This is a genomic window from Limnohabitans sp. Bal53 (genome assembly GCF_003063355.1).
Taxonomy (GTDB): domain Bacteria; phylum Pseudomonadota; class Gammaproteobacteria; order Burkholderiales; family Burkholderiaceae_C; genus Limnohabitans_A.
Genome location: NZ_NESH01000006.1, coordinates 80,272 through 102,982, shown reverse-complemented (window position 1 = coordinate 102,982; position 22,711 = coordinate 80,272). Strand labels below are relative to the sequence as shown.

The window sequence follows — 22,711 nt, the reverse complement described above, 5'->3', positions numbered from 1 at the left end:
GCGTTTGGCACAACCTGATTCACATCAGGGCATAGGTGGTGCTGGCCCGGAAAACGCTTTTGCCGTCGTCGGCACCGGCCAGGTCAATCTCGCCAAAGGCCATGGCCTTGCCCGCCCGCAGCACCCGTGCGGTGACCAGCGCGTCTTGCCCGGACAGGGGCTTCATGAAGCTGCTCGACAGCTGCACCGTGCTGCAGGGCCGGAACTGTCCAAAGTGGTTGATCAGCGCCAGCACCATGGCCGTGTCGGCGGCGGCCATCATGGCCTGACCACACAACATGCCGCCCACCCGCGAGAGCTGCGCACTTTGTGGCAGGCGCAGGGTCACGCTGTCGGCGTCAAAGTGCTCGACCTTCAGGTTCAGCGCCTGCACCCAAGGGGCAAACAGGTCGGATAAAGATTGCTGCAGGGATTCTGTGGTGGTGCTCATGGCCACAGTTTAAACAGCGCAAAACGCCACCCTGAACAGAACCCCCGGCAGCCATTTGCCCTCTCTATACTGCATGTATGACTTCCTCCATCCTTGTTTTGGGCGCTGGCATGGTCGGCACCTGCACCGCCTTGCATTTGCAGCAACGTGGCTACGAGGTCACGCTGGTGGACCGGCGTGCGCCCGGCCAAGAAACATCGTTTGGAAATGCGGGCCTGATTCAGAGCGAGGCGGTCGAGCCCTATGCCTTTCCGCGTGAGCCGGGCTTCTTGTTGAACGTGGCCCTGGGCCGCGGCGCCGAGGTGAATTGGCATGCGCGAGGCCTGTGGCAGATGGCGGGTTCGCTGCTGCGCTACCTGCACCACTCACACCCCAAGCGGCATGCGCAAGCCACCGAGGCTTACAGCCGCCTGATTGCGCACGCCACTGAAGAGCACGACCTGTTGATGACCGCTGCGGGTGCTCAGCATCTGGTCACGCGTGAAGGCTTTCGCTTTGTGTTCCGCACGGCCAAGGCTTTGGAAGAAGCGGCGCAGCGTGCCGAAGACTTGCGCGTGCGTTTTGGTGTGCGTTCTGAGGTCGAAAACACCGTCCTGCTGGCCCAGGCTGAACCCGCCTTGCGCGCCTCTTTGGCTGGGGCAGTGCATTGGCTCGACCCTTGGGCGGTGAACAACCCCGGTGCTTTGGTGCAGCGATATGCCGAGTTGTTTGTCGCCCGTGGCGGACGTTTGTTGACGGGCGACGCCGCCAGTTTGCAGCCGCAAGGCGCGGGCTGGTCGGTGCAGACCCACGAAGGCCGTGTGCAGTCCCAGCAGGCAGTGTTGGCGCTGGGGCCTTGGGCCGATGGCCTGATCCGCACGCTGGGTTACCGGTTCCCGCTGTTCATCAAGCGCGGTTACCACCAGCATTACCGATCACCTGCTCAGTTGCGTCAACCGGTGCTCGATGCCGAACGCGGCTATGTGCTGGCCCCCGTGCAGCGCGGCCTGCGCTTGACCACGGGCGCTGAATTTGCCCCCATCGATGCCCCGCCCACGCCCGTGCAACTGGCCAAGGCCGAAGCGCTGGCGCGCGATCTGGTGGATCTGGGTGAATCTTTGCCCGAGGCGCCTTGGCTGGGCGCACGCCCCTGCACCGCCGACATGCTGCCCGTGATGGGGCCGGCGCCGCGCCACAAGGGCCTGTGGCTCAACTTTGGCCACGCGCACCAGGGCTTCACGCTGGGGCCAGTGGCCGGGCGGCTGCTGGCTGAGATGGTCGAGGGTCGGCAGGGGTGGATCGACCCGCTGCCTTACGCCCCTGCACGGTTCATGTGAATTCGCCTGCAATGGGGGGAGGGCCTTCAAGGCCGCTCAAAGCACCCGGTAAAAACTCAGATACACCCCGTCGGGTGCACGTCGCCCACTGCCAATGAATTGGCTCTCGCTGAGCCAGGCCCATTGCGGCGCGGTCGCTTCCAGCTTGGGTTGGCAGCGGAAATAGATTTCGTCGGGGTTGACCGGCTGGCCGTTCATGATGCGTTGGGAATTCTCCAGCGAAGCCACACGCAGCGCAGTGTTTTGCACAAACACACGGCTGCCGTCGTCCAGTTCGATGACGTAGCGCGCGTCCAGGTGCGCCTGCGTGCCGCCACCCAAAATCAGCTGAAAGTCGGCGCCGCCCGCCATCACCCGGCCATTCAAGCGGGGGCCGGTCACGGTGCCGCCCGTGATCGGGATCATGCGGCGCAGGCCCGCCGGTGTGTGGCCGACTTCGACAGGTGGCGCGATGGTCACGGCCAGGTCGCAAACATGCTCAAGTGCGGGAGGGGGCAAGGTCATGGCAGATCTTCCAAACAAGGGGAATACGCAGTTTAAGGCGCAGCGCTTAGCAGGCTGTCACGTTGGATCGGTCGGATTTTTCGTGCTGCCCATCCAGGCCGTCAGGGACGAGCGCATCGCTTCTTCGACCGACATGTCCAGCACCTGCACCCATTCGCGCGGCACAAACACGGTGTAGCCGCCGATCATGTAGCCCATGGGCAGGTAGACCGCCACGTTTTGGCGGGTCTGCGCATCCAGCGGCAGGTCGCTCAGGTTCTGGCGCGTGACCAGACCGATGATGGACAGCTCGCTGTCCGGTTTTTTCAGCACCACCACCTGCTGCGCATCGCGCTCATGCGGTGAAAAGTAATCGGCAAAACTTTTGAGCGAAGAATAAATGCTTTTGACCAGTGGCAAGTTGGTGAAGGGCAGCTCCACCCAGCTGAGCATGCGTGTCATGAAGGGCTGCGAGACCAGAAACCCCAGCACCAAAATCAAGACTGTGCCCAGCACGATGCCAAGGCCCGGCAGGTAGAAGTCACCCGTGAACGGACGCAACACTTGCATGGCCAAGCCCTCAACCCAGATGACAAACAGGTAGAGCACATAAACGGTCAGACCGACAGGCAAAAAGCTGATCAGACCGCGAAAAAAATAGGCGTAAAGGCGTTTCATGCGCCCGATTGTGACCGTGCGGCAAAGGGCCGGGAGGCACAGGGAAAAGTACAAAGCAGGGCCGGTCTACCGAAGTCGCTGCGGAGCCCCTGAAAAACATGTAACAGTGCCTTGACCCCCACCGCACGGCGGGCGTAAAGTGGCATCGCTGACATCGGGAAACCGATCGAAGCATCCTCTGGGGTGCATACATGCACCCCGCCCATCAGAACGATGAAGCTTCTTTTGGGCAACCCCTGGGACGATCCTCTCGTGACGCCCCATCGGCCCGACCAGTTCGCTGGTCGGGCTTGTCATTTGTGGGCCCGCTCAGGCTCAGTCCAGACTCAAACCAATCTTGCGCGACACGGCGCCCCATTTGGCAAAGTCCTTGGCCACTTTGACGACCGCCTGCTCGGGCGTGCTGCCAATCACGATCTGGTCGGATGCCTTGAGCCGCTCGGTGGCTTCTGGGGTGCGCAGGGCGTCGACCACGGCTTGGCGGAATTTGGCCGCGATGTCATCGGGCACTTGTTTGGGGGCGATCAAGATCAGGCTGAAATCGGCCTCGTAGCCTTTCACCCCGGCCTCATCAATGGTGGGCACATCGGGCAAAGAGGGCGAGCGTGCTTGACCCGACACTGCCAGCGCCATCAACTTGCCCGCGCGCACATGCGGCAGCACCGTGGGCCCGGCCAGCAGACCACAAGGCACTTGGTTGGCCAGCACGTCTTGCATGGCGGGGGCCGGGCCTTTGTAGGGGATGTGTGTCATTTGCATGCCGGTCATGCTCAGCAGCAACTCGGTCGACAAATGCCCCGGCACACCGGCGCCGCCCGAGGCGTAGCTCAAAGAGGTGGTTTTCGATTGGGCGATCAGCTCGGACACTGTTTTGACACCCAGCGAAGGGTTGCACACCAAGGTTTGGCTGAACGAAGACAACACGCTGATGGGCTTCAAGTCGTCGAGCTTGAAGGGCATGGTTTTGTACACATGCGGGTTGACGGTGAGCAGGGTGTCGGTCGCGAACAAGAAGGTGTAGCCATCGGGGGCGGCCCGCGCCACGCTGGCGGCGCCAATGTTGCCGCCAGCGCCGGGCTGGTTCTCGATCACGATGGGTTGCTTGAGGTTGGCCAGAATTTTTTCGGCCGCTGTGCGCATGACCAGGTCACTGGGGCCACCGGGTGGGAAGGGAATGACCACTTTGATCGGGCGCTGTGGCCAGGCTTGGGCCAGGGCGGTGCTGCTGGCACATACGGCCAGCAAAGCCGCGGCGAAGGTCAAACGCCGGGCGCGGGACGGTGAAGAAGCTTGCGATAAAAATGAAAAGGGCGTGGTGAGCTCCTAAAGGATCAACCCATGCTATCGGCGCATGCTCAAAACGCCCTCATTGAAAACCCTGTAGCGGCTCTTTCAGCTGTCGCCTGCAAGACCCGAAGGCATTGTTCTGGGAGGTTTCGACGCAGTTGCTTAAACTGCGGCGAGCCGCTTGACGGTATCGGGGTAGCGGTCCACCAAGTGGATCAGCAATGCGGCCTGGGCGTTGGGCTTGGCGCGGCCTTGCTCCCAGTTTTCCAGTGTTCTAGGGTTGGTGCGCAGGTAGTGGGCGAAGACGGGACGCGAGAGCTTGAGTTTTTCACGAATAGCCTTGAGTTCCATGGCACTGATGTCAGGCGCAGGTTTGGCTTCTACTTCGACGGTGCGAAGCGTGGTCTTGCCAACGCGCTGCTGGGCCAGGGCATCAAAGCCTTCGGAAATTTCAGCGAACAAATTGCGTTTCATTTGCGAGACTCCAGTTCTTGTTTCAGCATCGCTTTGAGCGCTGAGCGCTGAGCGATCCTTCGGTGAGAGGTCATCCATTTCGCTTTTGTCATAGAGGGTAAAAAGCCAAAATTGACGATGGGATTCCCACCAAAAATAAATCACCCTCAGCCCACCACGTTTGCCTTTGCCTCGCTGCGTATCTCCGTGCCTGATTTTGCGCAGGCCACCCGTGCCCATGATCACATCACCGGCCTCGGGTGCCTTGAGCATTTCATTTTGCAGGCCTCGGTAGGCCTCATCGCTCAGGTATTCCTGTCGGTAGCGTTCGAAAGCTGGCAACTCAACAAAGAGCGCTTTCATAGGGCATGCTTGTACGCAAGTTACGTACGAAATCAAGCCGGATTTTTTGAACCTTAACCCGCCAAGCCCACAAACACGTTTTGCACGTCGTCGTTGTTGTCGATGGCGCCCAAAAAGGCTTCGACTTCTTCGAGCTGCTCGGCGCTCAGGTTGGCTGGGTCTACCGGGTTTTTGGGTTTGTAGCCTAACTTGGCCGACACCACAGTGAAGCCGTGTTCGGGCAGGGCGCGGCTGACCAGGTCAAGGTCGGTGGCTTCGGTGATGAACACCGTCACGCCGTCTTCGTCGGCGGGCTCAAAGTCTTGCGCGCCCGCTTCGATGGCGGCCAGTTCGGCGTCAGCGCCGGCTTGGGTGGGTTCTGCTTCGATGAAACCCACATGGTCAAAGTCCCACGACACCGAGCCCGAGGTGCCTTGCTGGCCCTTGCGGAACAGCACGCGCATTTCAGACGCGCTGCGGTTCACGTTGTCGGTCAGCACCTCGATCATCACGGGCACCTGGTGCGGGGCGAAGCCTTCATAAATCACGCGGTCAAAGCTCACGGCATCACCCAAGAGACCCGCGCCTTTTTTGATGGCGCGCTCCAGTGTTTCTTTGGGCATGGAGACCTTGCGGGCCTGCTCGACCACCAGGCGCAGGCGAGAGTTGGCGGCGGGGTCGGCGCCGTTGCGGGCGGCGATCATGATGTCTTTGGCCAGGCGACCAAACAGCTTGCCTCGTGCATCTGCTGCCTGTGCCTTGCCTTTTGCTTTCCACTGCGCGCCCATGGGGTCTTCCTTCTTGTTGGGGATGAAAGCGCTGAGTTTAAGCGCTGGCTCTTGGTCTCAGGGGATGGGGCGGAGGTCTCAAAGGGCACAGCTGCTGTGGAGGTGCGGGTCAATAATGGTTGCTGAGGTTCCCCACCGTGCCCGTTTTGGTTGGGTGGCCCACGCCCTGCACCGCCCCACCTTGCCCAAGCGCTTAGACCATGCATCACCCTGCTTTGCCCTTGTTTCCCGGTTTCGCACACCACCAGATCGAAGTGGCCAAAGGCCTGCGCATCTCGGCCATGGTGGGCGGGCAAGGTCCGGGCTTGCTGCTGCTGCACGGGCATCCGCAGACCCTGGCCATCTGGCACAAGGTGGCCCCCACGCTGGCGCAGCACTTCACCGTGGTCGCGGCCGATCTGCGCGGTTATGGTGACTCGTCCAAACCCGAGGGCGGGCCGGACCACGCGGCTTACGCCAAACGCAGCCTGGCGCAAGACCAGATCGACCTGATGCAGCAACTGGGTTTTGCGCAGTTTCATGTGCTGGCGCACGACCGGGGTGCCCGCGTGGCGCACCGGTTGGGCATGGACCACCCGCAGGCGGTGCGCCAGATGGTCTTGCTTGACATCGCGCCCACCTTGGCCATGTACGCACAAACCACCGAGGCCTTTGGCCGCGCCTATTGGCATTGGTTCTTTTTGATCCAGCCGCAACCCTTGCCCGAGCGCTTGATCCAGGCCAATCCGGCGGCTTATGTCACCGACGTCATGGGCAACCGCAGTGCGGGGTTGGCCCCTTTCGATCCGCGGGCCCTGGCCGAATACCAGCGCTGCCTGGCCCTGCCGGGTGCAGCGCATGGGCTGTGCGAAGACTATCGGGCGTCAGCGGGTATTGACCTGGTGCACGACCGGCAAGACATTGCGCAGGGGCGACGGCTTCAAATGCCCATCCAGGTGCTGTGGGGCGCGCAAGGCGTGGTGCAGCGCTGTTTTGATCCGCTCAAGGAATGGCAGCAGGTGGCCACCCACGTCACGGGCCGGGCATTGCCCTGCGGCCACTACATCGCTGAGGAAGCGCCCGATGCCTTGCTGGCGCAGGTGCTGCCCTTTTTGGACAAAGCCCCCGCATGAGCCAGCACAACCGCCGCGGCATCGTCACCATGACCGGTGCCATGGTGTTTTTTGTGGTGAACGATGCCTTGGTCAAATGGGTCAGCGCGGACTTGTCCACCGCAGCTGATTTTTGTGCGCGGCGTGATGACCACCGCGCTGCTGTTGGCCTTGGCTGGGTGGGTGGGACAGTTGCAGCAATGGCGCACCGCACTCACGCGATCGGTGCCTGCGCGCGCCATGCTCGACAGTCTGGCTTCTTTCACCTACCTCACGGCGCTTTTCCACATGCCCCTGGGCAATGCCACCGCGATCAACTTGGCGGGCCCCTTGTTTCTGACCTTGATGGCGGTGTTCTTCTTGCACGAGCGGGTCAGCCCCGGTCGCTGGGCTCTGATCGTTTTGGGATTTGCGGGCGTGCTGCTGGTGGTGCAGCCACGCATGGGCGACTTCAATGCCTATGCCTGGCTCTGCCTGTTTGCGGCGGTGCTGCATGCAGGGCGCGACTTTCTGACGCGCCTGGTGCCCGCCCAAGTGCCCTCGCTCTTGATCACCTTGTCGACGGCGGCCATGGTCACTTTGATGGCCGGCGTGTGGAGCCTGTTTGAGCCGTGGCAGCCGATGAGCACGCCGCACCTGTGGCAACTGTTTGGGGCATCACTGTGCTTGGCCGCGGCCTACCACCTGCTCACGCTCAGCATGCGCTTGGGCGACATGAGCGTGATTGGGCCGTTTCGCTACAGCGGTCTGCTGGTGGCATTGGTGCTGGGCTACCTGATGTGGGGTGATGTGCCCAACACCCTGGCTTGGGGCGGCATTGCACTGGTGGTGGCGGCCGGGCTGGGTCTGCTCCAGTCTGAGCGCAAGCGCCGGCAGGCGCTGCTGGCACAAGACGCTTGAAGACCCTGATGAGGCGGCTCGCCTGAAGTCCCAGCACATTCATGGACCCGGGTGCACAAGCCATCGCCCACGGGGTGGGCTCCTACGGGGAGGTGCCCGGTTTTTTGTAGGAGCCCACCCCTTGGGCGATAGGGCGCGGAACGTGCCGCGACGCCGGCCCATGCGCCATGGCACCGACTCAGCGGCAGGCCTTGTCCAGCGCTTGGTCAATGTCCCAGAGGATGTCGTCCAAATTCTCCAAACCCACCGAGATGCGCACCATGTCGGGCGGTACGCCTGCAGCCAGTTGCTGGGCGTCGTCGAGTTGGCGGTGCGTGGTGCTGGCCGGGTGGCTGATCAGGGTGCGGGTGTCGCCGATGTTGACCAGGTGGCTCATGAACTGCGCCGACTCGATGAAGGTCACGCCTTGTGCCAAACCGCCTTTGACGCCGAACGACAGCAGGCCTGATGCGCCACGCATCTGGCGCTGCATCAGAGCGTGTTGCGGGTGGTCGGGCAGGCCGGGGTAGTTGACCCAAGCCACACGCGCATCGGCCTGCAAAAACTGGGCCACGCCCAGCGCGTTGTCGCAGTGCTTTTGCATGCGCAGCGGTAGCGTCTCGACGCCTTGCAGAATTTGCCATGCGCTCATGGGGCTGAGCGATGCGCCAAATACGCGCAGGCTTTCCATGCGGCAGCGCATGGAAAAGCCGAAGTCGCCAAAGGTCTCGTAAAACTTCACGCCGTGGTAGCCCTTGGACGGCTCGGTCATGCCCGGAAACTTGCCGTTGTCCCACGGAAATTTGCCGCCCTCAACCACCACGCCGCCCAAGGTGGTGCCGTGGCCCGCCAAATATTTGGTGGCCGAATGCACCACGATGTCCGCGCCCAGCGCGATCGGGTTGCACAGCAGCGGGCTGGGCACGGTGTTGTCGATGATGAGCGGCACGCCGTGTGCGTGGGCCACCTCGGCCACGGCCGCGATGTCCAGCACCACCATGCTCGGGTTACCCAAGCTTTCGGCGTACACCGCGCGGGTGTTGGGTCGCATGGCGGCGGCAAAGGCCTCGGGTTTAGTGGCGTCCACAAAGGTGGTCTCGATGCCGAACTTGGCCAAGCTAACGGCCAGCAGCGTGACCGAGCCGCCATACAAAGCACCGGCCGCCACCACATGGTCACCCGACTGCAAGATGGTCATGAGTGCCATGGTTTCGGCCGCCATGCCCGAGGCACTGGCCACCGCAGCACGCCCGCCTTCGAGCGCGGCCACGCGTTCTTCGAGCACCGCCACCGTGGGGTTGCTCAGGCGCGAATACACATTGCCAAAGGTCTGCAGGTTAAAGAGCGAGGCCGCGTGCTCGGCGCTGTCAAACACATAGCTGCTGGTTTGGTAGATGGGCAAGGCGCGTGCGCCGGTGGCCGCATCGGGAATTTGCCCCGCATGAATGGCCAGGGTCTCGGGGTGGAATTGGCGGTCGGTCATGGCGTTTTTATACCAGCCGCCGCGCAGAAATGACACCGGTGTTCACGCCCACCCAGTTCAGGCCGCCAAACAGCCGGGCGTGTTCGATCTTGACGCAGCGGTTGCTCACCGAATCCAAACCCGCCTGCCGTGCCAGGGCGTCGGCTTCGGGGTTGGCCACGCCCAGTTGTTGCCACAGGCACTTTGCGCCGATTTGAACCGCTTGCTCGGCAATGGGCAGCACGTCTTCGCTGCGGCGAAATACATCGACCATGTCCACCTTGAAAGGGATGTCGCTGAGGCTGGCATAGCAGGTTTCACCGAGGATCTCGCCGCCCGCATAACGCGGGTTGACTGGCACGATCTTGAAGCCGTGCGACTGCATGTACTTGGCCGCGAAGTAGCTGGGTCGGTGCCACTCGGCCGACAGGCCCACCACGGCGATGGTGGGGCAAATTTTGAGGATGCGCCGCAGCGCGTGCAAATCGTTGTGCATGACAGTCCGTCTCTCCTGGATCAATAGCGCGCCTGGCCGCAGCGTTTCATTTGGCGTGAGGCCCATGTCGCGCACAGCGACAGCCCGACGCACACGGCCATCACGCCCAAATAATGCCCGCTCCAGTCAAATGCCGCCCCGGCCAGCACCGGACCCAGCAAATTGCCCAGTGCCGCACCGCTGTAGAGTGTGCCCACCACACTGGCCACTGAGCGGCCGCCAAAATAATCCATACAAATGGCGGGCAAGAGCGACACGATGGAGCCATAACTCAGGCCAAACCACAGCGCAAACAGCACCAGCATGGCCTGCCCGCCCGCCGCGCCCCACAGCGCATAGGACGCGCCCATGGACAGCTGCATCAGCACCAGCGTCTGCGCGCGGCCCAGCCGGTCGGCCAGCAGGCCAATGGCAAAGCGCCCGACCAGACTGCCCACGCCAATCAAGCCCACCAAACCGACTGCAAAGGCTTCGCCCAAGCCCAGATCGCGCGCCGATGCCGACACATGGGCAAAGGGAATGAACATCACGGGCGAGGCCAGCACCGTGGCCAGGTACAACCAGCGGAACGTGGGGCTGCGCAAGGTCTCGCGCAAAGTCAGTCCGGCGCCTGAGCCCCCCGCATCGGGCGCGCCCGGCGCGGCCCGCGTGGCAGGGGCGCGGCGCAGCAAGCCCGCCGCCAACAAACCCAGCACCAACACCCCCAAGGCCAGCAGCTGCATGGCCTCGCGCCAGGGCATGGGGCCAATGGCCATGGCCACCAACACCGGCACCAGCAAAGTGCCTGCACCCACGCCCGAGCTGGCAATGCCCCCGGCCAAGCCGCGCTGGGTGGTGAACCAGGGCTGCACGCTGGCAATCGACGGGGTGTAAACCAAGGCAATCCCCAAGCCCACCAGCAAACCGTAACTCACGTACACCGCCAGCAAAGACGTCGCCCAACTGGTGGCCAGCAGGCCCAGCGCAATGAGGGCCATGCCCGCCGAGCACACGACGCGCGGGCCAAAACGGTCGGCCAGCATGCCGCCACCCGCGCCCAGCACAAAGTAGACAAAGCCTGAGAGGCCAAAGATCCAGGACACATCGGCCCGCTGCGCCGAGAACTCGGCCGCGAACGACTCAAAAAACGCTGCGAACGAATACGACACCCCGAAGATCAGCGCCAGGCAAGCAAAAGTGGCCCAAACCACCACCCAAGCATAGGGGGTCTCTTTCATGCGGTCTCCGGTGTCAATGGCTGAAAATTCACGGCACTGTCATTTTGCGCTGGAAACCCTCCGCCGCAGTCTTGCGACCGCTGCCCATGCGACACCGACCCACAGAGGGGCCAATAACCGCCATTCCACAGGATGATCCCAGCCTATTGAGGGCAAGCCAGCCAATAATGAACCAGCATGTTGCCAACGCTCAGCCCAAGGACTCGCCCATGACCGCCCAAGAACGTGACCAGCTTCAGCAATTTTTGGCCGTTTTGCGCCAGCAACGTGCCCAGCCCAAAGATGCGCTGGCCGATGGCCTGATCCGCGATGCGCTGGCCCAGCAACCCGATGCCCCTTACTTGCTGGTGCAGCGCAGCTTGGCGCTGCAGCTGGCGCTGGACGCCGCCCATGTCCGCTTGGGCCAGTTGCAAGCGCAGTGCGATGAACAAGCCGCTCGTTTGACATCTGAAGCCAGCCCTACAGCAGCAGGGCCCGCCCCTTCCGGCGGTGGGGGTTCAGCTTCGGGAGACCGTGCCCGTGTGCAGGCCGCCCCTATGGCCCCCGCGCTGTCCAGCCCTTGGGGGCGTGGACTGTTGGCGCAAGTTGGTGGCACGGCATTGGGCGTGACCACCGGTGTGGTGGCCGGTGGTTTGTTGCTACAAGGCCTTCAAGGCCTTCAAGGCCTTCAAGGCCTGTGGGGGCCGGACGAGGCCACGTCCGATGTGGCCCAAGGCTCAGGGGGCTTGGCCAGCGCCGAGCCAGATGCGGGCGATGGCCTGTGGGACTTGGGCGATGAGTGGATCTGAGGCCACTGGGTGACACCACAGGCAGCAAAAGTCCCGTCAATAAACAACCACCCGGGCTCAACGGCTGTAGGCCAAGCCCAGCGCCACGCCACCAAACAAATCGCCTTCGACCAGCGGCACGCCTTTGAATTCAGCCTGCAAAGTGGCTTGGAATGTGCTCAAGGCCGATGAGCCACCCGTGAGGTAGATCGCATCCAGTGAAGCATTGGTCAGGCCTGCACGCTGGACGCACTCGCGCGCGCAAGCCACCGTGCGGGCCAGCAAGTGCTGCAAATGCGCCTGCATGTCGCTGACGCCCAGGTCTGCTTGCAAGCTGCGCTCAATCACCGACAGGTCAATGCGCGCGTCAGTCCGGCTCATTGAGCATTGGATCTTGGCCTGCTCCACCTCGTGGGCCATGTGGTGGCCGTGCCGTTCGGTCAGCACGCGCATCAGGCGTTCGTGCAAGTGCGGCTCGCTGTAGTTGCTGCGCAGGGTTTGGGCGTGAGCGATGGCCTTGGGCTGGTATTGCCAGTGGATCAGGTGCCAAGTGGCCAGGTCAAAAAAAACGCGGTTGGGCACTTCGCGCTGCTCGGGGCCCAAATGTTTGTAACCAAGCAGCGGCATGACCTGTGCGAGATTCAGTTGCCGGTCGTAATCGGTGCCGCCAATGTGCACGCCCGTGGTGGCCAAAATGTCGCAACTCCGGTCCGCGCGGGACATGCGCTGGGGCCCCAGGCGCACCACCGTGAAGTCCGATGTGCCGCCCCCTAAGTCCACCACCAGCACGGTGCTTTCTTGGGTCAGGCGCTGCTCGTAGTCGAGGGCTGCGGCAATGGGCTCCAGTTGAAACGATACCTCGTCAAAGCCCACCGCTTCGACCGCCTGGCGCAGCGAGGCTTCGGCCTGGGCATCGCGTTCGGGGTCATCGTCGACAAAGTGCACCGGTCGGCCCATCACCACGCGGCGCGGGACGCTGCCCAGGCTTTGCGTGGCGCGCTCGCGCAGCTGCGCCAAAAAGGTGCCGATGATGTCCTGAAAACTGATTTGCTGGTGGCCGATCTGCGTGGTCTCCAAAAGGAGCGGGCTGCCCAGCAGGCTTTTGAGCGAGCGCATCAAGCGGCCTTCGGTGCCCTCGAGGTAATGCCCGATGGCGTCGCGCCCAAAGTGGGTGCTGCTGTCCTCGGCGTTGTAGAACACAGCGGTGGGCATGGCCAGGGCTTCGCCCTCGAGGGGGATCAGGCGTGCGCTGCCCTCTGGGCCGAGCCAGGCCATGGCCGAATTGGAAGTGCCAAAGTCAATGCCGAGCGTGCCGGCGGGGGAAGAGGTCATGAGGAAGGGGGTCAAGCTGAATCGGATGGGACAGACCCAAGCACTGTCCGTCGAAGGACCCGGGATTCTGCCACCGACGGCCCCATTAAATCGGGGAGAATCCACTTAGTTTCATTTTTGCCAACGCACTCACCATGACCGAAACCCAAACTCCTGACACTTCCGCCGATAACGCCCACGTTTCTCGCCCCGCATTGCCCGACCGCCTCGCCATAGACGCCCGCAGCCCGCACCATGTGCGCGCCGTGTTCGAGCACGACATCGGCATCCGCTTCAATGGCAAAGAGCGAAACGACGTCGAGGAATACTGCATCAGCGAAGGCTGGGTGCGTGTGCCCGCAGGCAAAACGCTGGACCGCAAGGGTCAGCCGCTGCTCATCAAACTCAAAGGCACGGTCGAAGCGTTTTACCGCTGAGCGTTCCCATGACCGAAGCTCCAAGGAAGCTACCGCTCGAAGGCCTGCGCGTCGTCGAGTTCACCCACATGGTCATGGGTCCCACCTGCGGCATGGTGCTGGCCGACATGGGAGCCGAGGTCATCAAGGTCGAGCCCATCGAGGGCGACCGCACCCGGCACTTGTTGGGCTCGGGCGCGGGGTTTTTCCCCATGTTCAACCGCAACAAAAAGAGCATTCAGATCAACCTGCAAAGCCCCGAGGGGGCCGAAGCGGCGCGCCGCTTGTGCGCCACGGCCGACGTGGTGGCCGAGAACTTCAAGCCCGGCACCATGGCCAAATACGGGCTGGACTACGCCAGCCTGTCAGCCCACAATCCCAAGATCATTTACGCCAGCCTCAAAGGCTTTTTGCCCGGGCCGTATGACCACCGCACGGCGCTGGATGAAGTGGTGCAGATGATGGGTGGCTTGGCCTACATGACGGGCCGCCCCGGCGACCCGCTGCGCGCAGGCACCAGCGTGAACGACATCATGGGTGGCATGTTCGGCGCGATTGGCGTGCTGGGTGCGCTGATCCAGCGCGGCATCACCGGGCGCGGGCAAGAGATCCAGTCGGCCCTGTTCGAGAACAACGTGTTTCTGGTGGGTCAGCACATGCTGCAATACGCCATCACCGGCAAAGCGGCTGAGCCCATGCCCAACCGCATCTCGGCCTGGGCCGTGTACGACGTTTTCACCGTCAAAAATGGCGAGCAAATCTTTTTGGCCGCAGTGAGTGATGCGCAATGGACCACGTTCTGTGATGTGTTGGGCTTTGCCGACCTGAAGAGCGATCCTCGCTACTTTGACAACAATGCACGCGTGTCGCTGCGCGCCGAATTGATGCCTGATTTGCGCCGACGCTTGGCGGCCTTCACGGCGGCCGAATTGACAGCCATTTTTGAGAAGGCAGGCTTGCCTTTTGCGCCCATCGTCAAGCCCGAAGAGTTGTTTGATGACCCGCACCTGCAGGCCACCGGGGGGCTGGCCGATGTGCGCTTGCCCGACGGCCCCAGAGCCGGGCAAAACGCGCCTGCTGCTTTGCTGCCCTTCACCATGGGTGGGGAGCGCCTGGGCGTGCGCCACCAGCCCCCCACACAGGGCGAGAACACCAACGAGCTGCTGCAAAGCCTGGGCTTGAGTGCCGCAGAGATGGCCCACTTGCGCAGCATCCAAGCGATCGCCTGAAGTTCTGGGCCATGGCTACATGGCTACAACCACCGCCAGCACTGGGCGGGCAGGATTTGAGGGCTTGACACGCCCTGCGCCTGCGACGACCATCAGTCCATGGCTATCCAGGTTTTGATTTTCGGCATCCACCTCGCGCGCAGCACGCGGGGCAAGCCTTGCGCGCCGCCGCAGTTGGATTGAGCGCTCTGCGCAGGCTGGCGGGTTCATCCCCGAGTGACCCATAGATGCCGTCATCGCGAGGCACGAAGCGATCCATAGACTGCCCGCGTCGCTCGCAATGACCTCTTTACAGCGCCCAATTTGTTTGACCGATTTCAATCGGGCCGTGCTCAACATGCAGCGCGGCCCTGCTTTTCACTGGAGATTTTCATGGCCGATTTGTTTGACAACCCCATGGGTTTGTGTGGCTTCGAGTTCGTCGAGTTCGCTTCGCCTGTCCCCAACACGCTGGAGCCCCTGTTTGAAAAAATGGGCTTCTCTTTGGTGGCAAAACACCGCTCCAAAGATGTGGTGCTCTACCGCCAGGGCGACATCAACTTCATCGTCAACCGCGAGCCCAAAAGCCTGGCAGGCTACTTCGCATCCGAGCATGGGCCTTGCGCTTGCGCTTTGGCCTTTCGCGTGAAGGACTCACACAAGGCTTATGCGCGGGCGTTGGAGCTCGGGGCGCAGCCTGTGGATGTGCCCACGGGTCCTATGGAGTTGCGCTTGCCCGCCATCAAGGGCATTGGCGGCGCGCCGCTGTATTTGATCGACCGCTTTGAAGACGGCAAAAGCATCTACGACATCGACTTTGAATTCATCGAGGGCGTCGACCGCCACCCGCCGGGCCACGGCCTCAAGCTCATCGACCACATGACGCACAACGTCTACAAAGGGCGCATGGCGTATTGGAGCGGTTTTTACGAAAAGCTGTTCAACTTCCAGGAAATTCGTTACTTCGACATCAAGGGCGAATACACGGGCCTGACCAGCCAAGCCATGATGGCCCCAGACGGTTTGATCCGCATCCCGCTCAACGAAGAGTCGGGCAAGACCGGTGGCCAGATCGAAGAGTTTCTGATGCAGTTCAACGGCGAAGGCATCCAGCACATCGCGCTGCTCACCGACGACATTTTGAAAAGTGTGGACGCGCTGCAGATGGCCGGCATCCCGCTCATGACCGCACCCAACGACATCTATTACGAGATGCTTGAAGAGCGCCTGCCGGGCCATGGCGAGCCCGTGCACGAATTGCAAGCGCGCGGTATCTTGATGGACGGCTCCACGGCCCATGGCGAGAAGCGTCTGCTTCTGCAAATCTTCAGCCAAACCCTGCTCGGCCCGGTGTTCTTTGAATTCATCCAACGCAAGGCCGATGAGGGCTTTGGCGAGGGCAACTTCAAGGCCCTGTTTGAAAGCCTGGAGCGCGACCAGATTCGTCGTGGCGCGATTCAGGTGGAGTGACGATTTGGCTGTGGACGCGTGCACGCCCAACGACCCCACATGCCCGTGCACTTTTTTTAATCGCCCTTGATTTTGGTTACACCTAGTGTGATATTTTGAAAAAATAGGGAGGCGCAAATGGATGTCTTTAAAAGTGCGTGGTTCACGCGCTTCGCCCGAAAAGAAAAGATTTCTGTTGCCGCGCTTCACGATGCAGTGGTCCGAGCAGAACGCGGTTTGATCGATGCCGATTTGGGCGCCGGTGTGATCAAGCAATGAATCGCTCGCCCGGGTGAGGGGCGTTCAAAGGGTTATCGAACGATTCTGCTGTTTCGTCAGCAGCATCGGTGTTTCTTTGTTTATGGCTTTGACAAGAGCGAGTTGGAAAACATCAGCGCAATTGAAGAGGCCCAATTCAAAAAGATGGCTCGTCACGCATTGGATTTAACGGATGCCCAACTCATGGAGTTGGTGACTCAAGGACATTTTGAAAAGGTGGTGCAAGATGCCTAAAAAATACCGCAGTGATGCATTGGCTGCGATTCACGAAACGATGGAGGCTTTGCATGAAGTGGGCGCTGTGGATCGTCAGACCATGCGGGAGTTTGACGAGACGTGCCTCACACCCATTGAGGTGATGCTGCCCGAACAAATCAAGGCACTGAGGATGCGCGAGCATATTTCGCAGCCGGTGTTTGCGCGATACCTGAATGTGTCGAAGAACCTTGTTTTTGATTGGGAGCGTGGCATCAAAAAGCCCGGCGGCCCAGCGCTCAGATTGCTCACGGTGATTCAACACAAGGGTTTGATGTCGATCGCTTGAGGCGTGACCGTCCAAGCATTACCGCGCCAGATTTTCCAGTGCGTCGATCACGATGCCGGACCGTAATGGAGCCGATTGAGCGAATGGTTCGGCCGTTCCCGCTTCTGGCCGAATCTTAGCGGCGCAAACACCCGGCTGTGCGCAAGTGATCAAGCCGCCCCGTTGCACACCCGCAGCACCTGCGGGCCATAGGCTTCAAGCTTCTTGACGCCCAGCCCGCTGATGCCTTGCAGTTGCGCCAGGCTTTGGGGTGCGGCCTCGGCAATGGCGGCCAAGGTCGCATCGTGGAAGATCACATACGCAGGCAGGTTGTGTTCTTTGGCCACTTCGGCGCGCCAGGCCTTGAGGTTGATGAAGCGCACCATCGCGTCTTGCCCGAGGTTGGCCGCAGCAGGGGTTGGGCCGCTGCGGATGCGGCTTTTTTTGTCGCTGCGTTGGCTCGTGCTCTCGCGCAACTGCACGGGCACATCGCCCTTCAGTACAGCGCGTGATGCCTCGGTCAGGTGGAGCGTGCTGAAACCGTCTTCGGTGTGCACATGCAGCGCACCAATCGCGATCAGCTGGCGCATCACGGCGCGCAGTTGCTGCTCGCTGTAATCGGCGCCTAGTCCAAAAGTGCTGATGCTTTCATGGCCACGTTGCACCACCTTCTCGGTTTTTTTGCCGCGCACGATGTCCATGGTGTGGCTGGCCCCAAAGCTGTTGCCACTGCTTTGGTGGCAGCGGTACACAGTCGATAACAGTTTGCGTGCGGCATCGGTGCCGTCCCACACTTCGGGTGGGTTCAAACAGTTGTCGCAGTTGCCGCAAAAGGGCATGTAAACGCCTTGTGCGCTGTCCTTTTGGCTGGCGTAACTTTCGCCAAAGTAGCCCAGCAGGCGCACGCGGCGGCAGTCGGTGGCTTCGGCCAGGGCCAGCAGGGCGTCGAGCTTGCCGCGCATGACTTGCTTGAACTCTTCGCCCGCCGGGCTTTCGTCGATCATGCGGCGCTGGTTCACCACGTCTTGCAGGCCATAGGCCATCCAAGCGTCCGACGCCAAGCCATCGCGCCCAGCGCGCCCGGTCTCTTGGTAATAGCCTTCGATGTTTTTGGGCATATCCAGGTGCGCCACAAAGCGCACATCGGGCTTGTCGATGCCCATACCAAAAGCCACGGTGGCGACCATCACCACGCCTTCTTCACGCAAAAACTCGTTTTGGTGGCGCTGGCGCACGGCGGCGTCCAGGCCCGCGTGATAGGGCAGGGCATGGATGCCCGCTTCGCACAACATGACCGCGATCTCTTCGACCCGTTTACGCGACTGGCAATACACCACCCCCGCTTCTTCGGGGTGCTCGCGTTCGATGAAGCGCAGCAGCTGGGTGCTGGCGTCTTTTTTCTCGACGATGGTGTAGCGGATGTTGGGCCGGTCAAAGCTGCTGATGAACAGCTCGGCGCTTTCCAACTGCAAGCGCTCAACGATGTCGGCACGGGTCAGCGCATCGGCCGTGGCTGTGAGCGCCACACGCGGCACGCTGGGGTAGCGCTCGTGCAGCACCGACAGGCCCCGATACTCGGGCCGGAAGTCGTGGCCCCATTGGCTCACGCAATGCGCTTCGTCGATCGCAAACAGGCTCAGCAGCCCGCGCTCGAGCAGTGAATCCATCTGGGCCAGAAAGCGCCCGTTGGTCACGCGTTCGGGCGCCGCATACAGCAGGGTGATCTCGCCGCGCAGCAAGCGCCGCTCGATGTCGCTGGCTTCTTCGCTGGTGAGTGTGGAGTTGAGAAATGCCGCGCTCACGCCTGCTTCGTGCAGCGCACCGACTTGGTCGTGCATCAGCGCGATCAGCGGGGAGACGACCACCGTGATGCCGTGGCCTGCACGTTGGCGCGCAATGGCCGGGATTTGGTAGCACAGCGATTTGCCCCCGCCTGTGGGCATGAGCACCAGCGCATCGCCTCCGGCCGCCACATGGTCAATGATGGCTTGCTGCGGGCCGCGAAAGGCGTCGTAGCCAAAAACTTCGCGCAGGATGGGGAGGTGGGGGGACACTGGGGTTTGACGGACTTTTTGAAGGCTTGATTGTCCTCTATCGATGGCTTGGGTTTTGTGGGTGTGCTGTGTGTTTGTGTCGTGTTGATTTAGCGGGTGTTGAGTGGGTGGGTGTGGTTGAGGTTGGGCAGATCTGGTGTGGGTGGGTGAGGTTGAGGTTGGGCAGATCTGGTGTGGGTGGGTGAGGGCGGGCACAGGGTTCCTCATGAGGCGGGGGTACGCCAAAATCGTCACCCTGTGCCCGCCCTCACCCACCCACGCAAGACCATGGGCTGTGCGGCTAACTTGCCCAAGACAGTCGCTTTTTTCCCTCAGGTTCGAGCGCAACGCCAACAAAACTGACGACCACCACCAGCGTTTGGAAGGGGTCGGCGGCGGGCGACGATTTTGGCGTACCCACGCCTCATGAGGAGCCCGCCGCCGGCCCCTTTCAAACGCGCCCCTCAACCGCAGCCTTCCAAATGCGCCCCTCAACCGCAGCCTTCCAAACGCACCCCTCAACCACTACCCTTCAAACACGCCCCAACGCGGGCAGTCCCCAGCGACCCAAGCGTTACCATCCCAGCCCATGCACACCTCTGCCCTTGTCCTGTTTTCCGGTGGTCAGGACTCCACCACCTGCTTGGCCCACGCTTTGGCCCGTTACGACCGCGTTGAAACCCTGGCTTTTGACTATGGTCAACGCCACAAAGTCGAGCTGGATGCCCGCTTGAATGTGTTGGCCGCGATCAAGGCTCGGTTTCCCCAATGGGCCTCCAAGATGGGCGAAGACCATTTGCTGGACGCCGGCATCCTCGGCCAGATCAGCGAAACATCACTGACCCGTGACACGGCCATCGAGATGGAAAGTTCGGGCCTGCCCAACACCTTTGTGCCCGGGCGCAACCTGCTGTTCCTCACGCTGGCCGCAGCTTTGGCCTACCGCCGGGGTTTGCAAGTCATCGTCACGGGCGTGTGCGAGACCGATTTTTCGGGCTACCCTGACTGCCGCGACGACACCATGAAGGCCATGCAGGTGGCCCTGTCGCTGGGCATGGACCGCAAGCTGTTGATCGAAACCCCGCTCATGTGGATCGACAAGGCCCAAACCTGGCAATTGGCGCACGATTTGGGTCAGCAAGCCGACCCGGCGCAAGGCGGTCACGCCTTGGTGGACTTGATCGTGGAGCACAGCCACACCTGCTACCTGGGCGAGCGCACACAACGCCACGACTGGGGCTATGGCTGCGGCCAGTGCCCGGCGTGCCAACTGCGGGCTTCGGGCTTTGAGCGGTGGTGCCTGAGTCGGCCCACAACGCTTGGCTGAGCGGTGCGGCTCCAACGCTTTGCAGCATAGGCAAATACCTATCGATAGGATTGACTCAATTGATTGGCCAAATGGTGCGTCGGTTTTTAGACTGAACGTTCATTTTTTCGGTATGACCACTTGCACAGCGAAAAGCATGGGGTAGCCACCCGGGTGGTGCCAAGACCTTACAAAACACGCTGATGGTTTTACTGATGGAATGGGTTTTTCTAACCAGTAGTACAACATGACTGCACCCGCCGCTTCCCAATGCCCGTTTCACGCCGCCGTTGGCGCGCGCGCCAAGCATGGCGCCCGCTCGAACGCCGATTGGTGGCCCAATCAGCTGAACCTGGCCATCTTGCACCAGCACCAGCCTGTGTCCAACCCCATGGACCCAGACTACGACTATCGCAAGGAATTTGCCAAGATCGACTTCGCTGCGCTCAAGAAAGACCTGGCCGATCTGATGACCGACAACCAAGAGTGGTGGCCCGCCGACTGGGGCCACTATGGCGGTCTGTTCATTCGCTTGGCTTGGCACGCAGCGGGCACCTACCGCACTGCCGACGGCCGTGGTGGTGCCAGCACCGGCAACCAGCGTTTTGCCCCTGTCAACAGCTGGCCTGACAACGGCAACCTGGACAAAGGCCGCCGCCTGCTGTGGCCCATCAAGAAGAAATACGGCAACAAGATTTCCTGGGCTGACCTGTTCATCCTGTGCGGTAACGTGGCCATGGAAACCATGGGCTTCAAGACCTTTGGCTTCGGCGGCGGTCGTCCCGACATCTGGGCACCCGAAGAAGACATTTTCTGGGGCGCAGAAAAAGAGTGGCTGGCCACCAGCGACAAGGAAAACAGCCGCTACAGCGGCAAGCGTGACCTGGCCAACCCCTTGGCTGCCGTGCAGATGGGTCTGATTTACGTCAACCCACAAGGCCCAGACGGCAACCCCGACCCCAAGCTTTCGGCTCACGACGTGCGCGAAACGTTCGCCCGCATGGCCATGAACGACTACGAAACCGTGGCCTTGGTGGCTGGCGGTCACACCTTCGGCAAGATGCACGGCGCCGGTGATGCGGACTTGGTGGGCCCAGAGCCCGAAGGCGCGCCCATGCACGAAATGGGCTTTGGCTGGATCAACAAGCACGGCACAGGCAAAGGCGGTGACACCACCACCAGCGGCTTCGAAGGCGCCTGGAAACCCAACCCCACCACCTGGGACATGGGCTACCTGAAAGTGTTGTTCAAGTACGAGTGGGTCCAGATGACCACCGCTGCGGGCGCCATCCAATGGCACGCCAAAGACTGCGAGCCCGAGGACATGGTCGTCGACGCGCACGACCCGAGCAAAAAGCACCCGCCCATGATGACCACAGCCGACTTGTCGCTGCGCATGGACCCCGCCTACGAAAAAGTCTCGCGTCACTTCCTGAACAATCCCGATGAGTTCGCCGACGCCTACGCCCGCGCCTGGTTCAAGCTGACCCACCGCGACATGGGCCCCAAGGTCAACTACCTCGGACCAGAGGTGCCTGCCGAAGACCTGATCTGGCAAGACCCCGTTCCCGCTGCCACTGGCGCGCCCATTGACGCCGCCGACATTGTCGCCCTCAAGGCCAGCATCTTGGCCAGCGGCTTGAGCGTCAGCGAGTTGGTGGGTACAGCCTGGGCCTCGGCCAGCACGTTCCGCGGCTCTGACAAGCGCGGCGGTGCGAACGGTGCCCGTGTGCGCTTGGCCCCTCAGAAAGACTGGGAAGCCAATCAACCTGCCCAGCTGGCCAAGGCCCTGGCGGCCCTCGAAGGCGTGCAAGCGGCCTTCAACGCCAAAGGTGGCAAGCAAGTCTCTTTGGCCGACCTGATCGTGCTGGGTGGCTGCGCCGCTGTCGAGTCGGCTGCCAAGGCCGCTGGCTTTGACGTGCAAGTGCCTTTCACGCCCGGCCGCACCGACGCCAGCGCCGAGCAGACCGACGCCGAGTCGTTCGCAGTGCTCGAGCCACAAGCCGATGGCTTCCGCAACTACCAGAAGAAGGCCTTCACCGTGTCGGCCGAAGAGATGCTGGTTGACAAAGCCCAGTTGCTGACCCTGAGCGCCCCTGAAATGACGGTGCTGGTGGGCGGTTTGCGCGTCTTGGGTGCCAACACCGGTGGCTCCAAGCACGGCGTGTTCACCGACCGCGTGGGCCAGCTGACCAACGACTTCTTCGTCAACATCACCGACATGAGCGTCGCCTGGATACCCACATCGGAAGCCGAGTCGGAGTTCCAAGCCCGTTGCCGCAAGACCGGTGCCATCAAGTGGACCGGCACCCGCGTCGACTTGGTGTTTGGCTCCAACTCGCAGTTGCGTGCTTTGTCTGAGGCCTATGCCCAAGACGACAACCAAGGCAAGTTTGTCAAGGACTTCGTGGCCGCCTGGAACAAGGTCATGAACCTGGACCGCTTCGACCTGGCTTAAAGAGCGCCAGAACAGCCCCCGAAACTCACCAGTTTCGGG

22 protein-coding genes and 1 pseudogene are annotated in these 22,711 nt (G+C 61.9%); 12 read left to right on the top strand and 11 right to left on the bottom strand.

Annotated features, from left to right (window positions below; genetic code table 11):
* Window positions 1–19: 19 nt before the first annotated feature.
* Window positions 20–430, bottom strand: a complete 411-nt coding sequence (locus tag B9Z50_RS14905; RefSeq protein ID WP_108365548.1) for a PaaI family thioesterase — start codon at window positions 428–430, stop codon at window positions 20–22.
* Between the two features lie 77 nt (window positions 431–507).
* On the opposite strand from B9Z50_RS14905, the gene B9Z50_RS14900 reads away from it, so the two are divergent.
* A complete protein-coding gene (locus tag B9Z50_RS14900; protein ID WP_108365547.1) occupies window positions 508–1,746 on the top strand; it encodes an FAD-binding oxidoreductase in 1,239 nt (412 codons plus the stop codon).
* A 36-nt stretch (window positions 1,747–1,782) separates the two neighbouring features.
* Here B9Z50_RS14900 and B9Z50_RS14895 read toward each other — a convergent pair whose 3' ends face one another.
* From B9Z50_RS14895 to B9Z50_RS14880, 4 genes are all read right to left on the bottom strand, one after another.
* Window positions 1,783–2,250 (bottom strand): DUF3237 domain-containing protein, encoded by a 468-nt coding sequence (locus tag B9Z50_RS14895; RefSeq protein ID WP_108365546.1) that lies wholly within the window; start codon window positions 2,248–2,250, stop codon window positions 1,783–1,785.
* A gap of 57 nt (window positions 2,251–2,307) precedes the next feature.
* On the bottom strand, window positions 2,308–2,907 hold the full coding sequence (locus B9Z50_RS14890; protein WP_233249895.1) for a DUF502 domain-containing protein: 600 nt from the start codon (window positions 2,905–2,907) through the stop codon (window positions 2,308–2,310).
* A gap of 315 nt (window positions 2,908–3,222) precedes the next feature.
* A complete protein-coding gene (locus tag B9Z50_RS14885) occupies window positions 3,223–4,170 on the bottom strand; it encodes a tripartite tricarboxylate transporter substrate binding protein (protein ID WP_108365545.1) in 948 nt (315 codons plus the stop codon).
* Window positions 4,171–4,356: 186 nt separating this feature from the next.
* Window positions 4,357–4,668: a DNA-binding transcriptional regulator gene (locus tag B9Z50_RS14880; RefSeq protein ID WP_108365681.1), complete on the bottom strand. Its 312-nt coding sequence runs from the start codon at window positions 4,666–4,668 to the stop codon at window positions 4,357–4,359.
* 117 nt (window positions 4,669–4,785) lie between these two features.
* Between B9Z50_RS14880 and B9Z50_RS17640 the strand changes: the two genes are divergently transcribed.
* Window positions 4,786–5,067: a hypothetical protein gene (locus tag B9Z50_RS17640; RefSeq protein ID WP_158270692.1), complete on the top strand. Its 282-nt coding sequence runs from the start codon at window positions 4,786–4,788 to the stop codon at window positions 5,065–5,067.
* Here the strand turns inward: B9Z50_RS17640 and B9Z50_RS14870 are convergent.
* Window positions 5,064–5,777 carry a YebC/PmpR family DNA-binding transcriptional regulator gene (locus B9Z50_RS14870; protein WP_108365544.1) on the bottom strand — a complete coding sequence of 238 codons (714 nt, stop codon included), beginning with the start codon at window positions 5,775–5,777 and terminating at the stop codon, window positions 5,064–5,066. The genes B9Z50_RS17640 and B9Z50_RS14870 overlap by 4 nt on opposite strands.
* Before the next feature lie 200 nt (window positions 5,778–5,977).
* On the opposite strand from B9Z50_RS14870, the gene B9Z50_RS14865 reads away from it, so the two are divergent.
* Together B9Z50_RS14865 and B9Z50_RS14860 are read left to right on the top strand one after the other, a co-directional pair.
* Entirely contained in the window at window positions 5,978–6,889 is a 912-nt protein-coding gene (locus tag B9Z50_RS14865) for an alpha/beta fold hydrolase (RefSeq protein WP_108365543.1), read from the top strand.
* 63 nt (window positions 6,890–6,952) lie between these two features.
* A complete protein-coding gene (locus B9Z50_RS14860; protein WP_108365542.1) occupies window positions 6,953–7,768 on the top strand; it encodes a DMT family transporter in 816 nt (271 codons plus the stop codon).
* Window positions 7,769–7,946: 178 nt separating this feature from the next.
* Here B9Z50_RS14860 and B9Z50_RS14855 read toward each other — a convergent pair whose 3' ends face one another.
* Genes B9Z50_RS14855 through B9Z50_RS14845 form a run of 3 tightly spaced genes read right to left on the bottom strand, consistent with a single transcriptional unit; the run spans window position 7,947 to window position 10,922 of the window.
* Window positions 7,947–9,230 carry an O-acetylhomoserine aminocarboxypropyltransferase/cysteine synthase family protein gene (locus B9Z50_RS14855; protein ID WP_108365541.1) on the bottom strand — a complete coding sequence of 428 codons (1,284 nt, stop codon included), beginning with the start codon at window positions 9,228–9,230 and terminating at the stop codon, window positions 7,947–7,949.
* Between the two features lie 7 nt (window positions 9,231–9,237).
* Window positions 9,238–9,705 carry a CoA-binding protein gene (locus B9Z50_RS14850; protein WP_108365540.1) on the bottom strand — a complete coding sequence of 156 codons (468 nt, stop codon included), beginning with the start codon at window positions 9,703–9,705 and terminating at the stop codon, window positions 9,238–9,240.
* A 20-nt stretch (window positions 9,706–9,725) separates the two neighbouring features.
* A complete protein-coding gene (locus tag B9Z50_RS14845) occupies window positions 9,726–10,922 on the bottom strand; it encodes an MFS transporter (RefSeq protein WP_108365539.1) in 1,197 nt (398 codons plus the stop codon).
* A gap of 209 nt (window positions 10,923–11,131) precedes the next feature.
* Between B9Z50_RS14845 and B9Z50_RS14840 the strand changes: the two genes are divergently transcribed.
* Complete coding sequence (locus B9Z50_RS14840) at window positions 11,132–11,710, top strand: DUF2076 family protein (protein ID WP_158270690.1); 579 nt, start codon at window positions 11,132–11,134, stop codon at window positions 11,708–11,710.
* 57 nt (window positions 11,711–11,767) lie between these two features.
* Here the strand turns inward: B9Z50_RS14840 and B9Z50_RS14835 are convergent, their stop codons facing one another.
* Window positions 11,768–13,021 carry an Hsp70 family protein gene (locus B9Z50_RS14835; protein ID WP_108365537.1) on the bottom strand — a complete coding sequence of 418 codons (1,254 nt, stop codon included), beginning with the start codon at window positions 13,019–13,021 and terminating at the stop codon, window positions 11,768–11,770.
* A 134-nt stretch (window positions 13,022–13,155) separates the two neighbouring features.
* Here B9Z50_RS14835 and B9Z50_RS14830 point away from each other — a divergent pair, with 134 nt between their 5' ends.
* From B9Z50_RS14830 to B9Z50_RS14810, 5 genes and pseudogenes are all read left to right on the top strand, one after another.
* The gene (locus B9Z50_RS14830; RefSeq protein WP_108365536.1) at window positions 13,156–13,437 is read left to right on the top strand and encodes a DUF3297 family protein; all 282 of its coding nucleotides are present in this window, start codon (window positions 13,156–13,158) and stop codon (window positions 13,435–13,437) included.
* Window positions 13,438–13,445: 8 nt separating this feature from the next.
* Entirely contained in the window at window positions 13,446–14,645 is a 1,200-nt protein-coding gene (locus B9Z50_RS14825) for a CaiB/BaiF CoA-transferase family protein (protein ID WP_108365535.1), read from the top strand.
* 372 nt (window positions 14,646–15,017) lie between these two features.
* Window positions 15,018–16,094, top strand: a complete 1,077-nt coding sequence (hppD, locus tag B9Z50_RS14820) for a 4-hydroxyphenylpyruvate dioxygenase (RefSeq protein WP_108365680.1) — start codon at window positions 15,018–15,020, stop codon at window positions 16,092–16,094.
* A 117-nt stretch (window positions 16,095–16,211) separates the two neighbouring features.
* A pseudogene (locus B9Z50_RS14815) lies at window positions 16,212–16,586 on the top strand (type II toxin-antitoxin system RelE/ParE family toxin).
* Window positions 16,579–16,896 (top strand): DNA-binding transcriptional regulator, encoded by a 318-nt coding sequence (locus B9Z50_RS14810; RefSeq protein ID WP_108365534.1) that lies wholly within the window; start codon window positions 16,579–16,581, stop codon window positions 16,894–16,896. The pseudogene B9Z50_RS14815 and the gene B9Z50_RS14810 overlap by 8 nt, the downstream one beginning before the upstream one ends.
* Window positions 16,897–17,045: 149 nt before the next feature.
* On the opposite strand, the gene recQ is transcribed toward B9Z50_RS14810, so the two are convergent.
* Entirely contained in the window at window positions 17,046–18,929 is a 1,884-nt protein-coding gene (recQ, locus tag B9Z50_RS14805) for a DNA helicase RecQ (RefSeq protein WP_108365533.1), read from the bottom strand.
* Between the two features lie 568 nt (window positions 18,930–19,497).
* Between recQ and queC the strand changes: the two genes are divergently transcribed.
* Entirely contained in the window at window positions 19,498–20,235 is a 738-nt protein-coding gene (queC, locus tag B9Z50_RS14800; RefSeq protein WP_108365532.1) for a 7-cyano-7-deazaguanine synthase QueC, read from the top strand.
* Between the two features lie 226 nt (window positions 20,236–20,461).
* Window positions 20,462–22,672: a catalase/peroxidase HPI gene (gene katG, locus B9Z50_RS14795; RefSeq protein WP_108365531.1), complete on the top strand. Its 2,211-nt coding sequence runs from the start codon at window positions 20,462–20,464 to the stop codon at window positions 22,670–22,672.
* The last annotated feature ends 39 nt before the right edge of the window (window positions 22,673–22,711 follow it).